Annotated in this window: 22 protein-coding genes and 1 tRNA gene; 22 read left to right on the top strand and 1 reads right to left on the bottom strand. The window is 46.9% G+C overall.

Annotated features, from left to right (window positions below; translation table 11 throughout):
- Window positions 1-372: 372 nt before the first annotated feature.
- From M654_RS24080 to M654_RS06035, 7 genes are all read left to right on the top strand, one after another.
- Window positions 373-498 (top strand): hypothetical protein, encoded by a 126-nt coding sequence (locus tag M654_RS24080; protein WP_268884395.1) that lies wholly within the window; start codon window positions 373-375, stop codon window positions 496-498.
- Between the two features lie 20 nt (window positions 499-518).
- A complete protein-coding gene (locus M654_RS06015; protein ID WP_026588461.1) occupies window positions 519-728 on the top strand; it encodes a hypothetical protein in 210 nt (69 codons plus the stop codon).
- A gap of 14 nt (window positions 729-742) precedes the next feature.
- A complete protein-coding gene (locus M654_RS06020; RefSeq protein WP_163170551.1) occupies window positions 743-901 on the top strand; it encodes a hypothetical protein in 159 nt (52 codons plus the stop codon).
- Between the two features lie 23 nt (window positions 902-924).
- Window positions 925-1,197, top strand: a complete 273-nt coding sequence (locus tag M654_RS06025) for a hypothetical protein (protein WP_026588460.1) — start codon at window positions 925-927, stop codon at window positions 1,195-1,197.
- Between the two features lie 187 nt (window positions 1,198-1,384).
- A tRNA-Trp gene (locus M654_RS06030) sits at window positions 1,385-1,456 on the top strand.
- A 48-nt stretch (window positions 1,457-1,504) separates the two neighbouring features.
- Window positions 1,505-1,639 carry a hypothetical protein gene (locus tag M654_RS24085; RefSeq protein WP_263629318.1) on the top strand — a complete coding sequence of 45 codons (135 nt, stop codon included), beginning with the start codon at window positions 1,505-1,507 and terminating at the stop codon, window positions 1,637-1,639.
- A gap of 21 nt (window positions 1,640-1,660) precedes the next feature.
- Window positions 1,661-1,891: a hypothetical protein gene (locus M654_RS06035; protein WP_026588459.1), complete on the top strand. Its 231-nt coding sequence runs from the start codon at window positions 1,661-1,663 to the stop codon at window positions 1,889-1,891.
- Here the strand turns inward: M654_RS06035 and M654_RS06040 are convergent.
- On the bottom strand, window positions 1,888-2,433 hold the full coding sequence (locus M654_RS06040) for a tyrosine-type recombinase/integrase (RefSeq protein ID WP_026588458.1): 546 nt from the start codon (window positions 2,431-2,433) through the stop codon (window positions 1,888-1,890). The two genes, M654_RS06035 and M654_RS06040, sit on opposite strands and share 4 nt — an antisense overlap.
- 103 nt (window positions 2,434-2,536) lie before the next feature.
- Between M654_RS06040 and M654_RS06045 the strand changes: the two genes are divergently transcribed.
- The 15 genes from M654_RS06045 to M654_RS23815 all read left to right on the top strand — a co-directional run bounded on the left by M654_RS06045 (window position 2,537) and on the right by M654_RS23815 (window position 13,322).
- On the top strand, window positions 2,537-4,291 hold the full coding sequence (locus M654_RS06045; protein ID WP_026588457.1) for a hypothetical protein: 1,755 nt from the start codon (window positions 2,537-2,539) through the stop codon (window positions 4,289-4,291).
- A gap of 16 nt (window positions 4,292-4,307) precedes the next feature.
- Window positions 4,308-4,736, top strand: coding sequence for a phBC6A51 family helix-turn-helix protein (locus M654_RS06050; RefSeq protein ID WP_026588456.1), 429 nt, complete (start codon window positions 4,308-4,310; stop codon window positions 4,734-4,736).
- A 2-nt stretch (window positions 4,737-4,738) separates the two neighbouring features.
- Window positions 4,739-6,370 carry a phage portal protein gene (locus M654_RS06055; RefSeq protein ID WP_026588455.1) on the top strand — a complete coding sequence of 544 codons (1,632 nt, stop codon included), beginning with the start codon at window positions 4,739-4,741 and terminating at the stop codon, window positions 6,368-6,370.
- The gene (locus M654_RS06060) at window positions 6,367-7,188 is read left to right on the top strand and encodes a phage minor capsid protein (RefSeq protein WP_026588454.1); all 822 of its coding nucleotides are present in this window, start codon (window positions 6,367-6,369) and stop codon (window positions 7,186-7,188) included. The genes M654_RS06055 and M654_RS06060 overlap by 4 nt, the downstream gene beginning before the upstream one ends.
- Before the next feature lie 2 nt (window positions 7,189-7,190).
- Window positions 7,191-7,745 (top strand): hypothetical protein, encoded by a 555-nt coding sequence (locus M654_RS06065; RefSeq protein ID WP_152520994.1) that lies wholly within the window; start codon window positions 7,191-7,193, stop codon window positions 7,743-7,745.
- 119 nt (window positions 7,746-7,864) lie between these two features.
- On the top strand, window positions 7,865-8,596 hold the full coding sequence (locus M654_RS06070; RefSeq protein ID WP_152520993.1) for a phage scaffolding protein: 732 nt from the start codon (window positions 7,865-7,867) through the stop codon (window positions 8,594-8,596).
- A gap of 51 nt (window positions 8,597-8,647) precedes the next feature.
- Window positions 8,648-9,739, top strand: coding sequence for an SU10 major capsid protein (locus M654_RS06075; RefSeq protein ID WP_026588453.1), 1,092 nt, complete (start codon window positions 8,648-8,650; stop codon window positions 9,737-9,739).
- Window positions 9,740-9,793: 54 nt separating this feature from the next.
- Window positions 9,794-10,006 (top strand): hypothetical protein, encoded by a 213-nt coding sequence (locus M654_RS06080; protein WP_026588452.1) that lies wholly within the window; start codon window positions 9,794-9,796, stop codon window positions 10,004-10,006.
- Between the two features lie 15 nt (window positions 10,007-10,021).
- Window positions 10,022-10,408, top strand: coding sequence for a hypothetical protein (locus M654_RS06085; RefSeq protein ID WP_026588451.1), 387 nt, complete (start codon window positions 10,022-10,024; stop codon window positions 10,406-10,408).
- Window positions 10,409-10,747, top strand: coding sequence for a hypothetical protein (locus tag M654_RS06090; RefSeq protein ID WP_026588450.1), 339 nt, complete (start codon window positions 10,409-10,411; stop codon window positions 10,745-10,747). It begins immediately after the preceding gene.
- On the top strand, window positions 10,744-11,154 hold the full coding sequence (locus M654_RS06095; protein ID WP_026588449.1) for a hypothetical protein: 411 nt from the start codon (window positions 10,744-10,746) through the stop codon (window positions 11,152-11,154). Before M654_RS06090 ends, M654_RS06095 begins: the two co-directional genes overlap by 4 nt.
- Before the next feature lie 3 nt (window positions 11,155-11,157).
- Window positions 11,158-11,532: a minor capsid protein gene (locus M654_RS06100; protein WP_026588448.1), complete on the top strand. Its 375-nt coding sequence runs from the start codon at window positions 11,158-11,160 to the stop codon at window positions 11,530-11,532.
- 38 nt (window positions 11,533-11,570) lie between these two features.
- Complete coding sequence (locus tag M654_RS06105; protein ID WP_026588447.1) at window positions 11,571-12,104, top strand: beta clamp domain-containing protein; 534 nt, start codon at window positions 11,571-11,573, stop codon at window positions 12,102-12,104.
- 58 nt (window positions 12,105-12,162) lie between these two features.
- The gene (locus tag M654_RS06110) at window positions 12,163-12,531 is read left to right on the top strand and encodes a hypothetical protein (RefSeq protein WP_026588446.1); all 369 of its coding nucleotides are present in this window, start codon (window positions 12,163-12,165) and stop codon (window positions 12,529-12,531) included.
- A 563-nt stretch (window positions 12,532-13,094) separates the two neighbouring features.
- Entirely contained in the window at window positions 13,095-13,322 is a 228-nt protein-coding gene (locus M654_RS23815) for a hypothetical protein (RefSeq protein WP_236251247.1), read from the top strand.
- Window positions 13,323-13,878: the final 556 nt, after the last annotated feature.

The raw sequence follows: 13,878 nt of genomic DNA on the forward strand, positions 1-13,878 counted from the left end.
AGCCGACCAACACCACCGTCATACTACCGATATGCAGTATCTTATACATACCGGCCCGCACCACACTATCGCACCAACGTTGATCTGACGCGACTTCTCGAATGCATAATGTTCATACGTTTCCTTGCGATATGTAACGTCCAACGAACGTAGTAATATCAACGATTCATTCGTTTGTTCAATGTAACAAAAAGTGTTTGTGTTACATTCGATATGCAAAACGATGAATGGTTTATTCAACGGAAATCCCAAACGAAATCCGAAAATCGTCCGACCCCCAAGCCGCCCCGACAAAACCCGGACGACTGCTGTTCAGAACTTGCGCACAATTTTTCGAACTCGGGGCGTAACTCAAACGGAGGAGATGCGGATATGAAATTCGAAACTAAAGGCGGAGCGTCACTAGAACTACGTAATTCCAGCGGAGAGGTTATCGAAAAGTTGAACGTCGAGACCACGCCAATCAAAATCGGTGATATTCCCGATAACCATACCTAACTCAACCGGAGGTGATTGCGGTGTACATTCCGACAAATGAACTAACGGAGCGTGACAAGGAGTTGCTACGACAGCAATTCGATGAAATGCTCGAAGGAAACGGCGAAATACTAATCGAATTTAACCGGGAGGACCGCGCACTTTCAAGCGGAGTTATGGCCACGGAACTTATGACCCGTTTAGAACTACGCAGTCATAAAACCGTTGTTGAGAGAACCGTAGAAGACTGACGGAGGTGCTACCGTTGAAACCGATCAGACCGATGCGGATAGAAATTGAATCCGCCGAGAAAGAAGCGGAATTCGATGCGTGGGTATTTTCGAAAGAGAAATCGCAGTCAGAGTCCGCAAAAAGATTGCGAAAGGCTTTAGCGTCTTATACGAAAATGAAAGATAAACGATGATCTAACGAAAAGGAGGCGGAATCATGGCGGTGCAATGCGACGAGTGTCTAAAGGATTTCGAAGTCCGGCCGAAGGAACGTCCGCTGAATAATTCCGGTATAGAAGAAATGTATTTCGAATGTCCGCACTGTTCGAAGCACTATACGGTAATCATCACCGATCGAGAAACGCGGAAATTAATTCGCAAGGTCAAGCGGCTACGTCAGACGCCTGATTCCGTGAAAGAAGCGGACGAGATTCAGCGGCAGATCAAAACGAAGGTTGACGCGCTTAAAGAGGAGTACCGAAGGGCATAACGATTTTCACGCTCAAATCACACGAAATTAGACGTTTCAGTCTCCGCCGAGGGTATTCGGTAGGGTGACGGTTAGAAGCGCTAATTTCGTGCAATTTTATACGCAATCAGAACGAGGGTGATCCGAATAAGGGTCGCTCTTTTTGTGCTTGCGTTGCCTACGGGCCTTCCGGTTCGCAGGCGATCCTAGGGGCGCATGTTCCTCGGTGGCGATGCGGTCTCCAAAACCGCGTGGGCAGGTTCGATCCCTGTCGCCCCTGTAAGAGACGGTTTTGCCGTCTTAAATAACGAAAAAGGAGACGATGAAGATGACGAGAACAGAGGAATTACTGGCGTATTTAGATCGTTTGATTGCATTGCAGACTTCCGGACATTTGGTGCGTGACGAGATTGCAGAAGTCATCGACGCGATCAGATACGAATTGATGCCTGAAATCAAATAAACGAAAAAGGAGACGGTGTGAATGGCGGACAACCGCGAATCAATCGGCAAAATTAAAATCGACTTGGATGTATCCGACGCGATAACCGGCCTCAAGGCGGTTCAACGCGAAGCAAAGGCGGCGACTAAGGCGCTTGCTGAATTGCGGGATGCAGAGGAGAAAATGTTCGAACGAGATTTACCGAGTGTTGAAGATGTTTATTACGGACGAGTAGATAAAGATGCAATAACGAAAAAAGCACCGAAGTCTTAAACCTCGATGCTTTCGTAAGCTTCCGATATCTCATCCGCAGTAATCCCGATATATTTTAACGTATCGCGCTCGCTTGAGTGGTTAAGTATCGACATAATGCGCGAGACATCAACGCCGTTCTCGTACAGGCGGTATCCGAATGTCTTGCGGAGCGTATGCGTACCAATGCCGCCGATCTTGTCGTAAATGCCGGCTCGTTTGGCTGCGTCGTTTAGGATGCGATAAGCCTGAACGCGGGTGATCGGCTCGCCGCCTTTGCGGCTGGCAAATACGTAGTCATCGTCGTCACCTTCGAGTTGGGAAACGATTTTGAGAACGGAAGAGCTGAACGTAATCACGCGTTTTTTCTTCCGTTTCTTTTCTCGGAGTGTGATCGACTTCTGGCCGCGAAGCTCTCCGATTTTAAACAGCAACAAGTCGCTGATACGCAGGCCGAACGCCGTGCCTAATTGCGCCAGCCACTGATCACGGCCCGGCTTGAGCGCTTTTATGAACTTGTTATAATCGCGTTTTGATTTTATCGGGAATACTTCGTTTGCCATGTCGATTCACTCTCCGTAACATAAAAATGTTTTTGTTACATTCATATTAACGAAAAAGATAACGAAAGTCAATACGAAATTAAACGAAAGGAGGCCGCCAATTTTGGCTTACACTAACGGAAAATGGCTGGATCGCGAAGAAAGACAGGGGCGGATCGATTTATTGACCGAGCGTGTCCGTAAATTGGTGGCGCTCATTAAGGCCGGGAAAGCTACGGAATATCACATCGACACCTTCCGGAAAGATAAAGCGGAATTAACGAAGCTGAGGCGGGTCCATAAGGCCGAACTCGATGTAGCGTACTTTACTTACGAGTACCTAAGCGACGGTTTGAACCCGGATAATGAGGACAACGTTGTTCGGAATTCCGACGATGGAACTCCGCATGACGGGATCGAGAATATCGCGAAGATTCACGAAGAGTTTTTCGGTCTTTGTAACTATGTAAATAACGAAAAGAGAAACGCACGGTTGGCGATTGCGGCCGCCCGGGGCCATTCAAAGTCTGGGATGTTTTCGAACGCCCTTCCGTTACATCAAGCGGCTTTCCGAAAACGCAAATACATTCTGATCATCTCCGAAACGGACTCGCTCTCGAAAAAACTTATCGGATGGGTCAACAAACAGATGAAATACAATCAGAAGCTGCGTGAAGACTTCGGTCCTATGATGCACGAATCCGCAAGCCGTAACGAAAAAGATAACGAAGAAGCGTTCATCACAACGACAAATATCCTGATTGAATCGTCTTCGTCCGGTAAGCAACTTCGCGGTAAAAGGCACGGGGCTGTCCGGCCAGATCTCGTTATTATTGACGATCCGTCGTCCAGTAACAACGAAGGTACGAAGGAAGCTCGCGAAAAGCTCGTTCACTGGTTTAACTCCGTTGTCGTACCGATCGGATCTAAAGCGACGGCGATCATACTTGTCGGAACGATGGTGTCGGCGACGGGTCTATTAAACCACGTTCTGAAGCGGAAGGACTTTAAATCGAGCTTTCATGGCGCCATCATCAGTGAACCTTCGAATCCGCAGTTATGGGAAAAATACTGCGAAATCTATGCGCGATCAGAGTCGATGGAGGAAGTCGATGAGTTTTACGAGCAAAACAAAAAGGCGTTGGAGGAAGGCGTTGAACTTGCGTGGCCTTGGCGTTGGACTTATCGAGAGCTCATGCACGAAAAGGTAAACATGGGAACGCGGGCCTACAATTCGGAGTTCCGAAACCTTGCGTTCAGTGAAGACGAACAGTTCTTCTTCCCAGAAAACTATGCTTATTACCATTACTACCACGAAAACGGCGTTGCCTATGTCGTCTATAACGAGCTGAAAATACCGATCAAGGACTTGACGATCAGCGGCGCCTGGGATATTGCGCAAGGAAAAAACGCTCGGTCTTGCTACAACTCGGTTATTACGCTCGGAAAGCACGAACCAACCGGATATATTTTCGTACTTGACGAGTACGCATCGAAAGAGCCGGCGCATGTTTACATTGACATCATCGTTAAGAAGATCAAGCAGTATCGTCACCGGATGTTTAACGTTGAGACAATCAATGCTCAACACGAGTTTTATCGACAGCTCCAAGAGGCGGTTAGAAAAGAAGGATTATATACGTGCCGGGTCAACGATGTAAAGTCGCACAAGTCATCGAAAGATGAGCGTATCCAATCGTTGGAGCCGATGCTTCACAATAAAACGCTTATTCTTAACGACCGTCACACGATGCTCCTCGATCAGATGGCGCAATATCCTTTCGGGGATTACGTGGATTCACTCGATGCACTACAGCAGGCCGTCGAGGGAGTTTTCCGACCTAAAACGAGGCTTGTAGCAAAACCGAATTGGATTTAAAGGGGGAGGCGACATAATGACACGATTAAAAGAATTAGAGGCAAAATTAACGTTACAACAACGAAAGGCCGCGCTTTTGCTCGTAGAGAACGAGTTGATGGCCGAAGCAAGGAAGACGCAGGAGGAGCTCGCCAAGGATATCGGAGCCGACCGCGTCACAGTCTATCGATGGCGGACGCAGAACAAAGCGTTCATCGAATATATGAACTTGCTTGCGGACGATATGCTCTCCGGACACAGATCAGAAGTGTATGCGCAGCTAATGAAGCTCATCCGAAGCTCTCAACCGTCAGTAAAAGCGATTGACTTGTTCCTTAAACGTTACGGCTTGCTTACCGACCGTCAGGTCACGGCGACAGAAAACGAAGGCGGAACGTCCAGCAACGAAGATATCGCGAAAGAAATCGAAGACATTGACGAATTGCTTAACGACGGGAACGAGTAACTATGAATCTATTTAAACGAAAACATGACGAGGCAGACGAATTTACGTACGTTAAAACCTACGGAATTATTCGTAAAGGCGCGCAATTTCCGCCGCAGGATTCGATCGAAAGACTCGCTAAATATAAGCGGGCTAAGAAATGGTTTGACGGAAAGCAACGCGATGTGTACGAACGGGCAACGGCCATTTTAAAGGATTCGCCATTCTCGGTGCAGCTCGAAAAGCTCTATATCGCGGTTAACCTTGCGGATATTCTCGTCACAAAACCGGCGGACTTACTTGTCGGCGAGCCGGTCCGTTTTGAGAGCGGAAAATCGGACGATAGTAAAGAACAAAAAGCGCTCAATAGATACGTAGAGGAAAACGACATCAATCAACTGCTACACGAAAGCGCGACAGCTAACGGATATCGCGGTGATGCGTGGTTTAAAGTTCGCTATGGCTATCGTCAGGATTATTCGGAGCTTAAAAAGATGGGACTTATAGAAGGAGATGCGCCAGAAGGCGTTGAGATGGAGCCAATCATCGAACACGTTAACGCAAGTTGGGTATTTCCGGAGACATCAGCCGGCAATGTAAAGCAGACCAAAGCGTTAAATATTGCGCAAGTCGAGTGGGTTGAAACAGAAAAAACGGAGATTCCTTTCCTAAATGTCGAGCGGCACATCCCGGGGTACATTCTATACTCGCGTCATCGACTCCATGAGAACGGCGTTGACACATCGACAGGAACACCGGTACAGCTATTTACTATCGGGGATGAGGTTCCAACAGGACGAGATGAGGACGTAGATGTGACAAACCTTCCGCATATTCCGGTTTTTCACATCCCATACAAATCAGTTGATGATTCGTTATTCGGAATCGGCCTCATCGAAAAGCTCGAAACGGTATTCGCCGCGATTAATGACCGCCTTGTTCAGATCGATTACATCCTCTGGAAGCATAGTGATCCGACAGCGTACGGTCCGGATTTAGAAGCGACTAACGGAGCCGTACAATTTGGCGGCAAATATATTCCGGTGACTAAAGAGGATCCGACGCCTGGATATATGGTGTGGCAGGCGCAGCTAGACGCAGCTTTTAAAGAATTAGATATTCTGTTCAGCAACGTCTTTCAGATGTCCGAGACTCCGCAATGGCTTTTCGGAACAACGATGTCCGGCGATAATTCCGGCGGAACCGGTACTTCGCATACTGACGGAGCCGCAATTAGAGCGAGATTCATGCCAATCCTTTCGAAAGTAAAACGTATCCGGGCCCACTACGATAAGGCGATCCGTGATGCGCTTTGGACTTGCATGCTTTTCGATAAAGAATTCGGAGGATTAGACGTAGCAGATCCGGTCTATCCGAAAGCCATTTGGAACGACGGCATTCCACGAAACGAAAAAGAAGCGGCTGAGATCGCAAACATTCGGACCGGCGGCAAGCCTACGATTGACGTTCGCTCTGCTATTAAAGAGCTTGACGAAGTTGATGACGAAAAAGCCGAAGAGATCATCCGTAGAATTGAAGACGACGAAAAGAGCGTCAACGGGTTCGTAGACGGTTCGGTATTTAACGAGGAGACTTCGGAGCCAAAAGCGCCGGTGGAGGAAAAGGAAGAGATCGTCGAAGAGGTTAATGAATAATGCGCGTTCCTGAGCCGACTTACAAGTACGAAGTAGATCAGCTTATCGCGTATTATCAAGACGCTGTCCATGACATCTTAGCCGAGTTGGAGCGCGTCGACATTGATAATTTCCGCAGGGCAAACGCAAAAGCAACTCTCGATTCGATCGCGGAAATCCTTTCGGAATTAGACGATAAGTCGAAAGCTTGGGTCGAAAAGAATATTCCGAAAGCGGCTAGAGACGGCGTAATAAACACGATCGTCTCTCTTGGCGTTGCGGAAACAGTAGAAAAGGCGGCTCAGATCGCTTCTTTTTCTCGGCTCAATAAAGAAATGGTTGCGGCTGCGGTTGCCGATACTCAGGCGGACCTGTTAGCGGTCACGCAGAATATCGACCGGAAAACGAAAGCGGCTGTCAGAAAAGCCGTATCCGATTCAATGCGCTACCACATGACGCGTGGCACGAACGGTCGTCGAACTATTGCGTCCGACATTCGAAATACACTTCAGCAGTCGGTAAAGACCGGAATTATCGACGCAGCAGGCAGGCGTTGGCGTCCGGAAGTTTATGCGGACATGGCAGTCCGAACGAAAATGATGGAGACTTATCGGCAGGCCACTACGAACGAGTCGCTTAGTAGAAACGTTTACTATGCCGTCATTTCATCGCACGGAGCGAAGGATGCTTGTCGGTTCTACGAAGGAAAGATCATGAAATTGACGGATGATGCGCCGGGGAAGTATCCGACCTACGATCAGTTGAAAGCTTCGGGCCAAATTTGGCACCCGAATTGTAAGCATACATTTTCACCAATTAGAAATCCAGAGGGGGTTTAATGTTGAACGTTAATAACAAAATGCGCGTAGGAATCTCGAATGATTCACACGGCGTCAGCAAAGTCGTAGACGAATCGCTCGACGGCACGAAAGCCATACCGGTTGTATTCGTACAGAAGACCGCAGACGGAAGGTTTTCATACGGAACTGATCCTGAAGCTGGTACGGAAATAGACAATGAAATGCGGCATCCGATTGAAACCGATCCGGCTGGAACTACCGAAGTTGTTGACGAAGATGCAGACGGGGTAAAGGCGGTTCCGATCGTTCCCGTAACGAAAAACGCCGAAGGTAAATTCGTTTACACAAGCGTTGGCGGAAGTAATGCCGACGTTGATTGGGCGGACGTTCAGAATAAACCAACAACGTTCCCGCCGTCATCCCATACGCATCCGATTTCGCAAATTACGGATTTACAAACAACGCTGAGCTCCAAATTGACCGCGAGCCAAGCGGCTGCACTAGCGGATAGCACAGCTACGGATGTCGAAGGGTTGAAGGCGGATCTTAACGCTCTACTTGCCGCACTTCGAACCGCAAAAATTATGGCGGAATAGAAGGAGAAGGACGTCGAATAAGACGTCTTTTTACTTTGTCCAATATCGGCTATGACATTAAACTATCCGATAAATTCGTCGCGTTGGACGTTAAAAACGTAATGGGAGGAAACAAAGTTATGGAACTATTGAAATCACTATTGCCGTTAGATTTACAGTATTTTGCGGAAGAAAATAAAGATCAGGCGGAACCCCCGGCTGCGGAGCCGAAAAACCCCGATACACCCGAACCGCCAAAAGACGATGTAAAAACGATACCTTACGACAGATTTAAGCAAGTTAACGACGATTTAAAATCGTTTAGATCTACGTTTGAAGAATTAGGCATTGACGGAGTAGATTCACTTAAATCGCTTGTCGAAGACTACAACGCGAAGAAAACTGCCGAAGAGGAACGCAAGCGCAGCGAAATGACGGAGCTTGAGCGCCTCCAAAACGACTTGAAAGCGAAGGAAGAGGCCGAGAAAACTCTCGCTCAGCAACTCGAAGAAGAGAAGAAAGCCCGTGAACGCGAAAAAATCCAAAATGAATTTATTAAGGTTGCTACGAGCAATGATATCGCCTACATTGACGACGCCATTGCGTTGGCTGACCTATCCGCGGTAAAGGTCGAAGACGGAAAGGTTGTCGGAGTGGAGGACGCAGTCAAAACGCTCGTTGACAATAAACCGTTCTTGGTCAAGAAGAAGGCGCCAAAGCCTATCGGGCAGAGCTCGAACGGAGATGCCGCAGGAGCTTCCGAAAAGACAGCGGAACAACTATTGAAAGAAGCCGCAGAAAGAGCGAAGCATAGCGGCCGGCCTGAGGACAAAGTGGCCTACGCAAAATTGAAAAGAGAACTATCGAAGTAATCGGCGCCTTAAAAGGGCGCTTTTTTAATGCAAAAATAAGGGGGAAATTTAATGTCTAAGATTTTGTCAGGAGAGTTAGTAGGTAAAAAGGAATCCGTTGTAGATGAGATTCTACTTTTAAACGAGCATCAAACACCGTTGTTGAATTTACTTGGATTCAGTAATCCGGTTACTCAGGTCGAACACCAATGGTTCGAGGATGAAATGATCGCTGATGAATCTAGGGTTGTCGGCGCAAAACTGGCTGCGGACACAGATATCGTAGTAGCTGACGCAGAACCTTTCCGTCCTGATCAAGTCGTTAAGATTGGCGACGAACTGTTAAAAGTCGTGTCTGTTAGTGGAACTACTCTTACGGTCGTAAGGGGATACGCTGGAACTACTGCGGCTGACATCGCTGACGGGGCAGTAATTCAAGTACAGTTCGTCGAAGGTCGTGAAGGTGCGGACGCACGCGACGCTAAATACAAACCAAGAAAACGCGTGTCCAACATCACGCAGATTTTTGACGAAACAATCTCAATCACTGGCACAGCGGCAGCTGTAAGTAACTACGGTATTGATAGTCTTTACGAATACGAGAAGCAAAAGAAACAGCTTGAACTTGCGCTTCAGCTCGAAAAAGCCGCAATTAGCGGTATCAAGTACGAATCACCAGACGGAATCGTTCGTCAAATGGAAGGTATGCGCGAATTCATCAAAACTAACGTAATTGACGCACAAAATTCCGCGTTGACTGACGAAAAAGTTAACGATGCTATGCAGAAGATCTACGAAAAAGGCGGATTCACAACCGGTGGCGCATTTAAGATTATGGTCGGCGCTAAACAAAAACGCGCGATCTCAAACTTCGATAAATCTCAAATCCGTCTGACTCGCGCCGAAAACGGTCGTGGTCAAGTCGTTGATCACTTCGTTTCTGACTTCGGTCAAGCGGAAATCCTTTTGAACAACAACCTAAATGCGGATGAGTTGTTCATCTTCGACGCCAACCGTACAGAGATCAGACCTCTTGCAGATCGCGGATTCTTCCACGAATACCTCGGTAAGAAAGGCGACTACTTCGAGGGTCAAGTCGTCGGTGAGTATACGCTTCAATTCCTGCAAGAAAAAGCTCACGCACGAATCAAAGGATTAGCGTAATCAACGGCCCGCAAAACGCGGGCCTATTTATTTTGACAGAGGTGTTGCGAAATAATGGCGGAATTTAAATCGAAATATCCGGAACTCGGATTCTATGTGGACGCCGAATTCAAGTCGTTTAAAAATGGCGTATATAAAACGGAAAGTCAGGACGAAATCAAAGTCCTATCCGAACTGGCAGACGTAACTCGAATCGATAAACCAACGGAGGAAGCCGCACCTAAACCGGCAGCTAAGAAACAAACGCGTAAATCCTCCGCAAAATAATAGGAGGTGGCGCTAATGGCGTTAAGCGTCGAAGGTGCTGACGAATATATCAACAGTTTCACGATCGATAACGAAGATTGGAACGATTACGCAACCGAAAAGAAGCAACGAATTATAAACAGAGCTGATGACGTTCTAGTGCGTAAATTTCCCGACTATAAAATACCGGATAAAGCGGTCTATGAGTTTGCGAACGTGCTTGCGATTGCCTATAACGATACGAACCGCCTGAACAAGCAAGGCATTGCGTCCTTCTCTATTACGGGCGTTGCTTCCTTTAATTTTAAAGATACGTTAAATGTCGATGATGAATCGTTGATCCCGAAAAAGTCGCTCGATCTTATCGGAGAAGAAAACGGTGTGAAACTCGGCGGCAGGCGTATTCAATGGACGGTGATGTAAATGGCGATCGTTCCTATGCGTCAGATCATTACGATTGAACGCGACTCTACCGGAGAACTTGATCCGTGGGGAAATCCCGTAAAACAAGATCCGATCATCTTAAAGTGTCGCGTTGATGAAGGCTCGCAGATTACTTCGTCACGATCTTCCGGTGTTATAAAGAGCGAAGAATCCGTTGCGACAGCGAGAATTCTGATCGACAAACTGGCAGACGTTCGGTACTCGGATACGGTCATATTTACGAATGAGCTCGGAGAAACGATCAAGCGAAAGCCGAAAGAAATCAACGTAAAAAGACACATATCCGGAAAGCCGATTCTGACGGAGGTGGTTGTTTGAGTTTCGTTCTGGACGCAGGCGATTTCCTTAGTCGATTAGATCGAACTGAACACGGCGCAGAGAGGGCGGCTACTCAAGCGATGGAGGACAATGTCGATGATCTCGCCCGTATCGCTCAAAACATCGCGCCGATTAAAAAAGGGATTCTTCGTCGGGGTATGAAAAAGAAGGTAACACTAACACGGAACCGATTGATTGGCGAGGTCTCCTTTCGTGCAGTTGAAAACGGATTTAACTACGCAATATGGACGCATGAGGCCGACTACAATCTCGGTCCTACTTCTGCACAAGCTGGCGGAACAGATGGATATACGGTCGGTAACAAATATCTGGAACGTCCGTTAAAGGGGGAAGCCGAGAAGTATATAAAAAACGTCGCAAATGCCGTCGGAGAGGAGTTGAGGTAAGCGTTGAAGATACTCGAATTAATATCGTTCATTAAGTCGCGGGTTCCTGGCGTTTACTATCCCAATCGTTTTCCTCGCGATGCGGATGACGAATGTATTTCCGTAAAACTTACCGGAGGGTTTCCGACATCGCAATGGACCGGGAAGAAGCAGCCGTCGTTTCAGATATTAGTGCGAGGGCGGCAAGCAGGCGAACAAGATTGCGAGGATAAAGCTAACGAAATCTTCGATTCGCTTACCAATCTTAAAGAAGTAATCATCGGAGAAAGTTCTGTCGTTATCATCCGCGCTACGACCTCGGTTCCTTTGTTTATAGGTTATGACGACAACGAACGTCCTCAATATTCTTTAAATTTCGATTGCGTAATTCGCCCCTAAATAGGGGCTTTTTATTTTGATAACAAGGGGGAAAACGAATGGCAGGCATTAATGTACCAATCGGTCCGGCAGTCGTTGAATACGGAGAAGGTACGGATATGGTCGTATTTGACATCACAAAGGGCGGTATTCAATTTAAAGCGCAAACTTCAAAACAAGATACAACCGTTGACCAATACGGTGACACGATCGTTAAATCGATCATGAAAGGTAGGACGGCAGAGGTAACGGTCCCTTTCGCTCTCCACGATCTTGATAGACTATCAAAGGCTATTCCGAACAGTAAACTCGTAACGGATGCGACAGATCCGACGAAGAAAAAACTCGTAGTTAGCGGTAAAGCAGGATACGATATGCTCGCGGCAGCTAAAAAGCTCGTCATCAAACCGACAGCGCCATCGACCACACCGAACGATTATATTACGGTCCCGTTGGCCGGCGCAATTGCAGACCCGGAGTATACGTATGATTCCGATAATGAACGGATTGCAAACCTCACTTTCGTCGCTTATCCGGATATGACCAACGACGGCGATCTTTATATTATCGGAGACGAAACCGCAACTGCATAAACGTAAAGGCATCGCTTAACTGCGGTGTCTTTTTTATTTAAACGAAAGGAGTTGCTTTATGAAGATTTTCGCTAAAAAAGATCCGGATCAGCTTTACTTCGGAGAGTATCCGGTTGAGGTTCCGAAGCTTACTCCGAATAAGTGGAAGCAACTATTTGGGGCCGTGGATAAACTACCGGGAATTATCGTCCAGGTATTAGGCGCGCCCCAGGAAGATTTTTATTCATACGTAGTGACTGGCCTCGAAGTAGGTCTCGACGAAATCGTCGGAATTGTATCGGTTTTGAGTGGCGTGGATAAGGAGTACATCGCGGAAAACGTCGGAGCTGACGAGATGTTCGAATATATCTCCTTAACGGTTAAGAAAAACCGATTGTCGTCTATGGCAAAAAACGTGAAAAGCCTTCTTCCGAACCTCGGCGAGTAGGCGAAGGAGAGGGCGATTCTTATACGATCGATGATTACCTAATCGATGCGGCCGTCATACTAGGCGTTACGCAGCGTGAGATTGAAAACGATTATTACATGGTTGATATCCCGAAATTCATACGTGCGAAAACAAAACAAAACGCAATCATGAGGCTCGAAGAAATTCGAATTAAACTCGCTACGAATAGTCGATCTAGTGAGGAAAGCGATTTTACAGCGTTAACTAACGGATTATCAAGAGCGGCAGGGATTAAACAGCCTGATCAATTCGATAGAGAGAAATTCGAACAACTACGAATGATGCAAACAGCTTTTCGGAAAGGAGGTAACTAGATGGCCGGAGCAACAGTCGGAGAAATACGCGCCCGTTTGATTCTCGATATGTCCGATTGGTCGCGCAGATCACAGCAGGCTCGGAACGACATGACGCAGATGGGTCGGTCATCCGAAAATCTATCGAAGCAAATGGGGCTCGTTCAGAAGGCGTCGCTGGCCGTTGGCGGTGCGGTAGCGGCCGGTATCGGAGCATCCGTTAAGACTGCGGCAGACTTCGAAGCGGCCATGTCGAACGTTAAAGCGATTAGCGGCGCGACCGGCGACGAATTCGAAGCGCTAAAGAACATCGCGGCCAAGATGGGTGCCGAAACGAAATTTACAGCGGTAGAGGCGGCGGAGGGACTCCAATTTTTAGCTAAACAATCTTGTCTTCCTATCGGCTTTATAAGCTTAACGTTTTTAAGGTTATGGCGCTGGACAAAATCTGTAAAAGTCTGTTTTTGCACTCCATAGCCAATAACGTTTAGAGAAATATTATGTTCACTCAGCTTTTTTGCAAGCTGCATTAAAATTGTGACATCTTGAGCCAGTCCAATGTTGCCTGCATAAACGACATTAAACATTGAGTCGCCGTCTCTTTTCTTCAGTATCGTCTCTTTTTTTCTGGCAGCATTCGGCAGGAATATCAGCTTTTTTGTTAAACCCTCGGATTTATTTTTAAAATGGTTTATAAATCCCTCACTGTTGATAATGATATGGTCCGCTTTTTTGTATAAAGCAGATTCCATTTTTTCAAATAACCAAATGATATAAGAACGATTAAATACGCCAACACCTTTCAGTGATTCCGGCCATAAATCTCTGACATCCAACAGCAGTTTCGCATTGTAACGATTTTTAGCGATTAAACCGACAAATGCTACAAAAATAGGCGGAGAAGTAACAAACACAATATCATATTTATTTTTATCCTTCTTCACGTAAAAAAACATTTTCAACATGATCTCAAGATAATAGAACAGGCGGTCAAAAAGTACAATCTCGAATTGGATGACGCAAACGGAAATCT

Source organism: Bacillus sp. NSP9.1, from assembly GCF_000465465.2.
GTDB classification, from domain to species: Bacteria; Bacillota; Bacilli; order Bacillales; family Bacillaceae; genus Bacillus; species Bacillus sonorensis_A.

Excerpts from the sequence above, each read along its gene's own strand:
- M654_RS06110 (WP_026588446.1), top strand. The coding sequence starts at position 12,163 with ATGAAGATTTTCGCTAAAAAAGATCCGGATCAGCTTTACTTCGGAGAG.
- M654_RS06025 (WP_026588460.1), top strand. The coding sequence starts at position 925 with ATGGCGGTGCAATGCGACGAGTGTCTAAAGGATTTCGAAGTCCGGCCG.
- M654_RS24085 (WP_263629318.1), top strand. The coding sequence starts at position 1,505 with ATGACGAGAACAGAGGAATTACTGGCGTATTTAGATCGTTTGATTGCA.
- M654_RS23815 (WP_236251247.1), top strand. The coding sequence starts at position 13,095 with ATGTCGAACGTTAAAGCGATTAGCGGCGCGACCGGCGACGAATTCGAA.
- M654_RS24080 (WP_268884395.1), top strand. The coding sequence starts at position 373 with ATGAAATTCGAAACTAAAGGCGGAGCGTCACTAGAACTACGTAATTCC.
- M654_RS06040 (WP_026588458.1), bottom strand. The coding sequence starts at position 2,433 with ATGGCAAACGAAGTATTCCCGATAAAATCAAAACGCGATTATAACAAG.
- M654_RS06085 (WP_026588451.1), top strand. The coding sequence starts at position 10,022 with ATGGCGTTAAGCGTCGAAGGTGCTGACGAATATATCAACAGTTTCACG.
- M654_RS06075 (WP_026588453.1), top strand. The coding sequence starts at position 8,648 with ATGTCTAAGATTTTGTCAGGAGAGTTAGTAGGTAAAAAGGAATCCGTT.
- M654_RS06050 (WP_026588456.1), top strand. The coding sequence starts at position 4,308 with ATGACACGATTAAAAGAATTAGAGGCAAAATTAACGTTACAACAACGA.
- M654_RS06070 (WP_152520993.1), top strand. The coding sequence starts at position 7,865 with ATGGAACTATTGAAATCACTATTGCCGTTAGATTTACAGTATTTTGCG.
- M654_RS06035 (WP_026588459.1), top strand. The coding sequence starts at position 1,661 with ATGGCGGACAACCGCGAATCAATCGGCAAAATTAAAATCGACTTGGAT.
- M654_RS06105 (WP_026588447.1), top strand. The coding sequence starts at position 11,571 with ATGGCAGGCATTAATGTACCAATCGGTCCGGCAGTCGTTGAATACGGA.
- M654_RS06090 (WP_026588450.1), top strand. The coding sequence starts at position 10,409 with ATGGCGATCGTTCCTATGCGTCAGATCATTACGATTGAACGCGACTCT.
- M654_RS06080 (WP_026588452.1), top strand. The coding sequence starts at position 9,794 with ATGGCGGAATTTAAATCGAAATATCCGGAACTCGGATTCTATGTGGAC.
- M654_RS06055 (WP_026588455.1), top strand. The coding sequence starts at position 4,739 with ATGAATCTATTTAAACGAAAACATGACGAGGCAGACGAATTTACGTAC.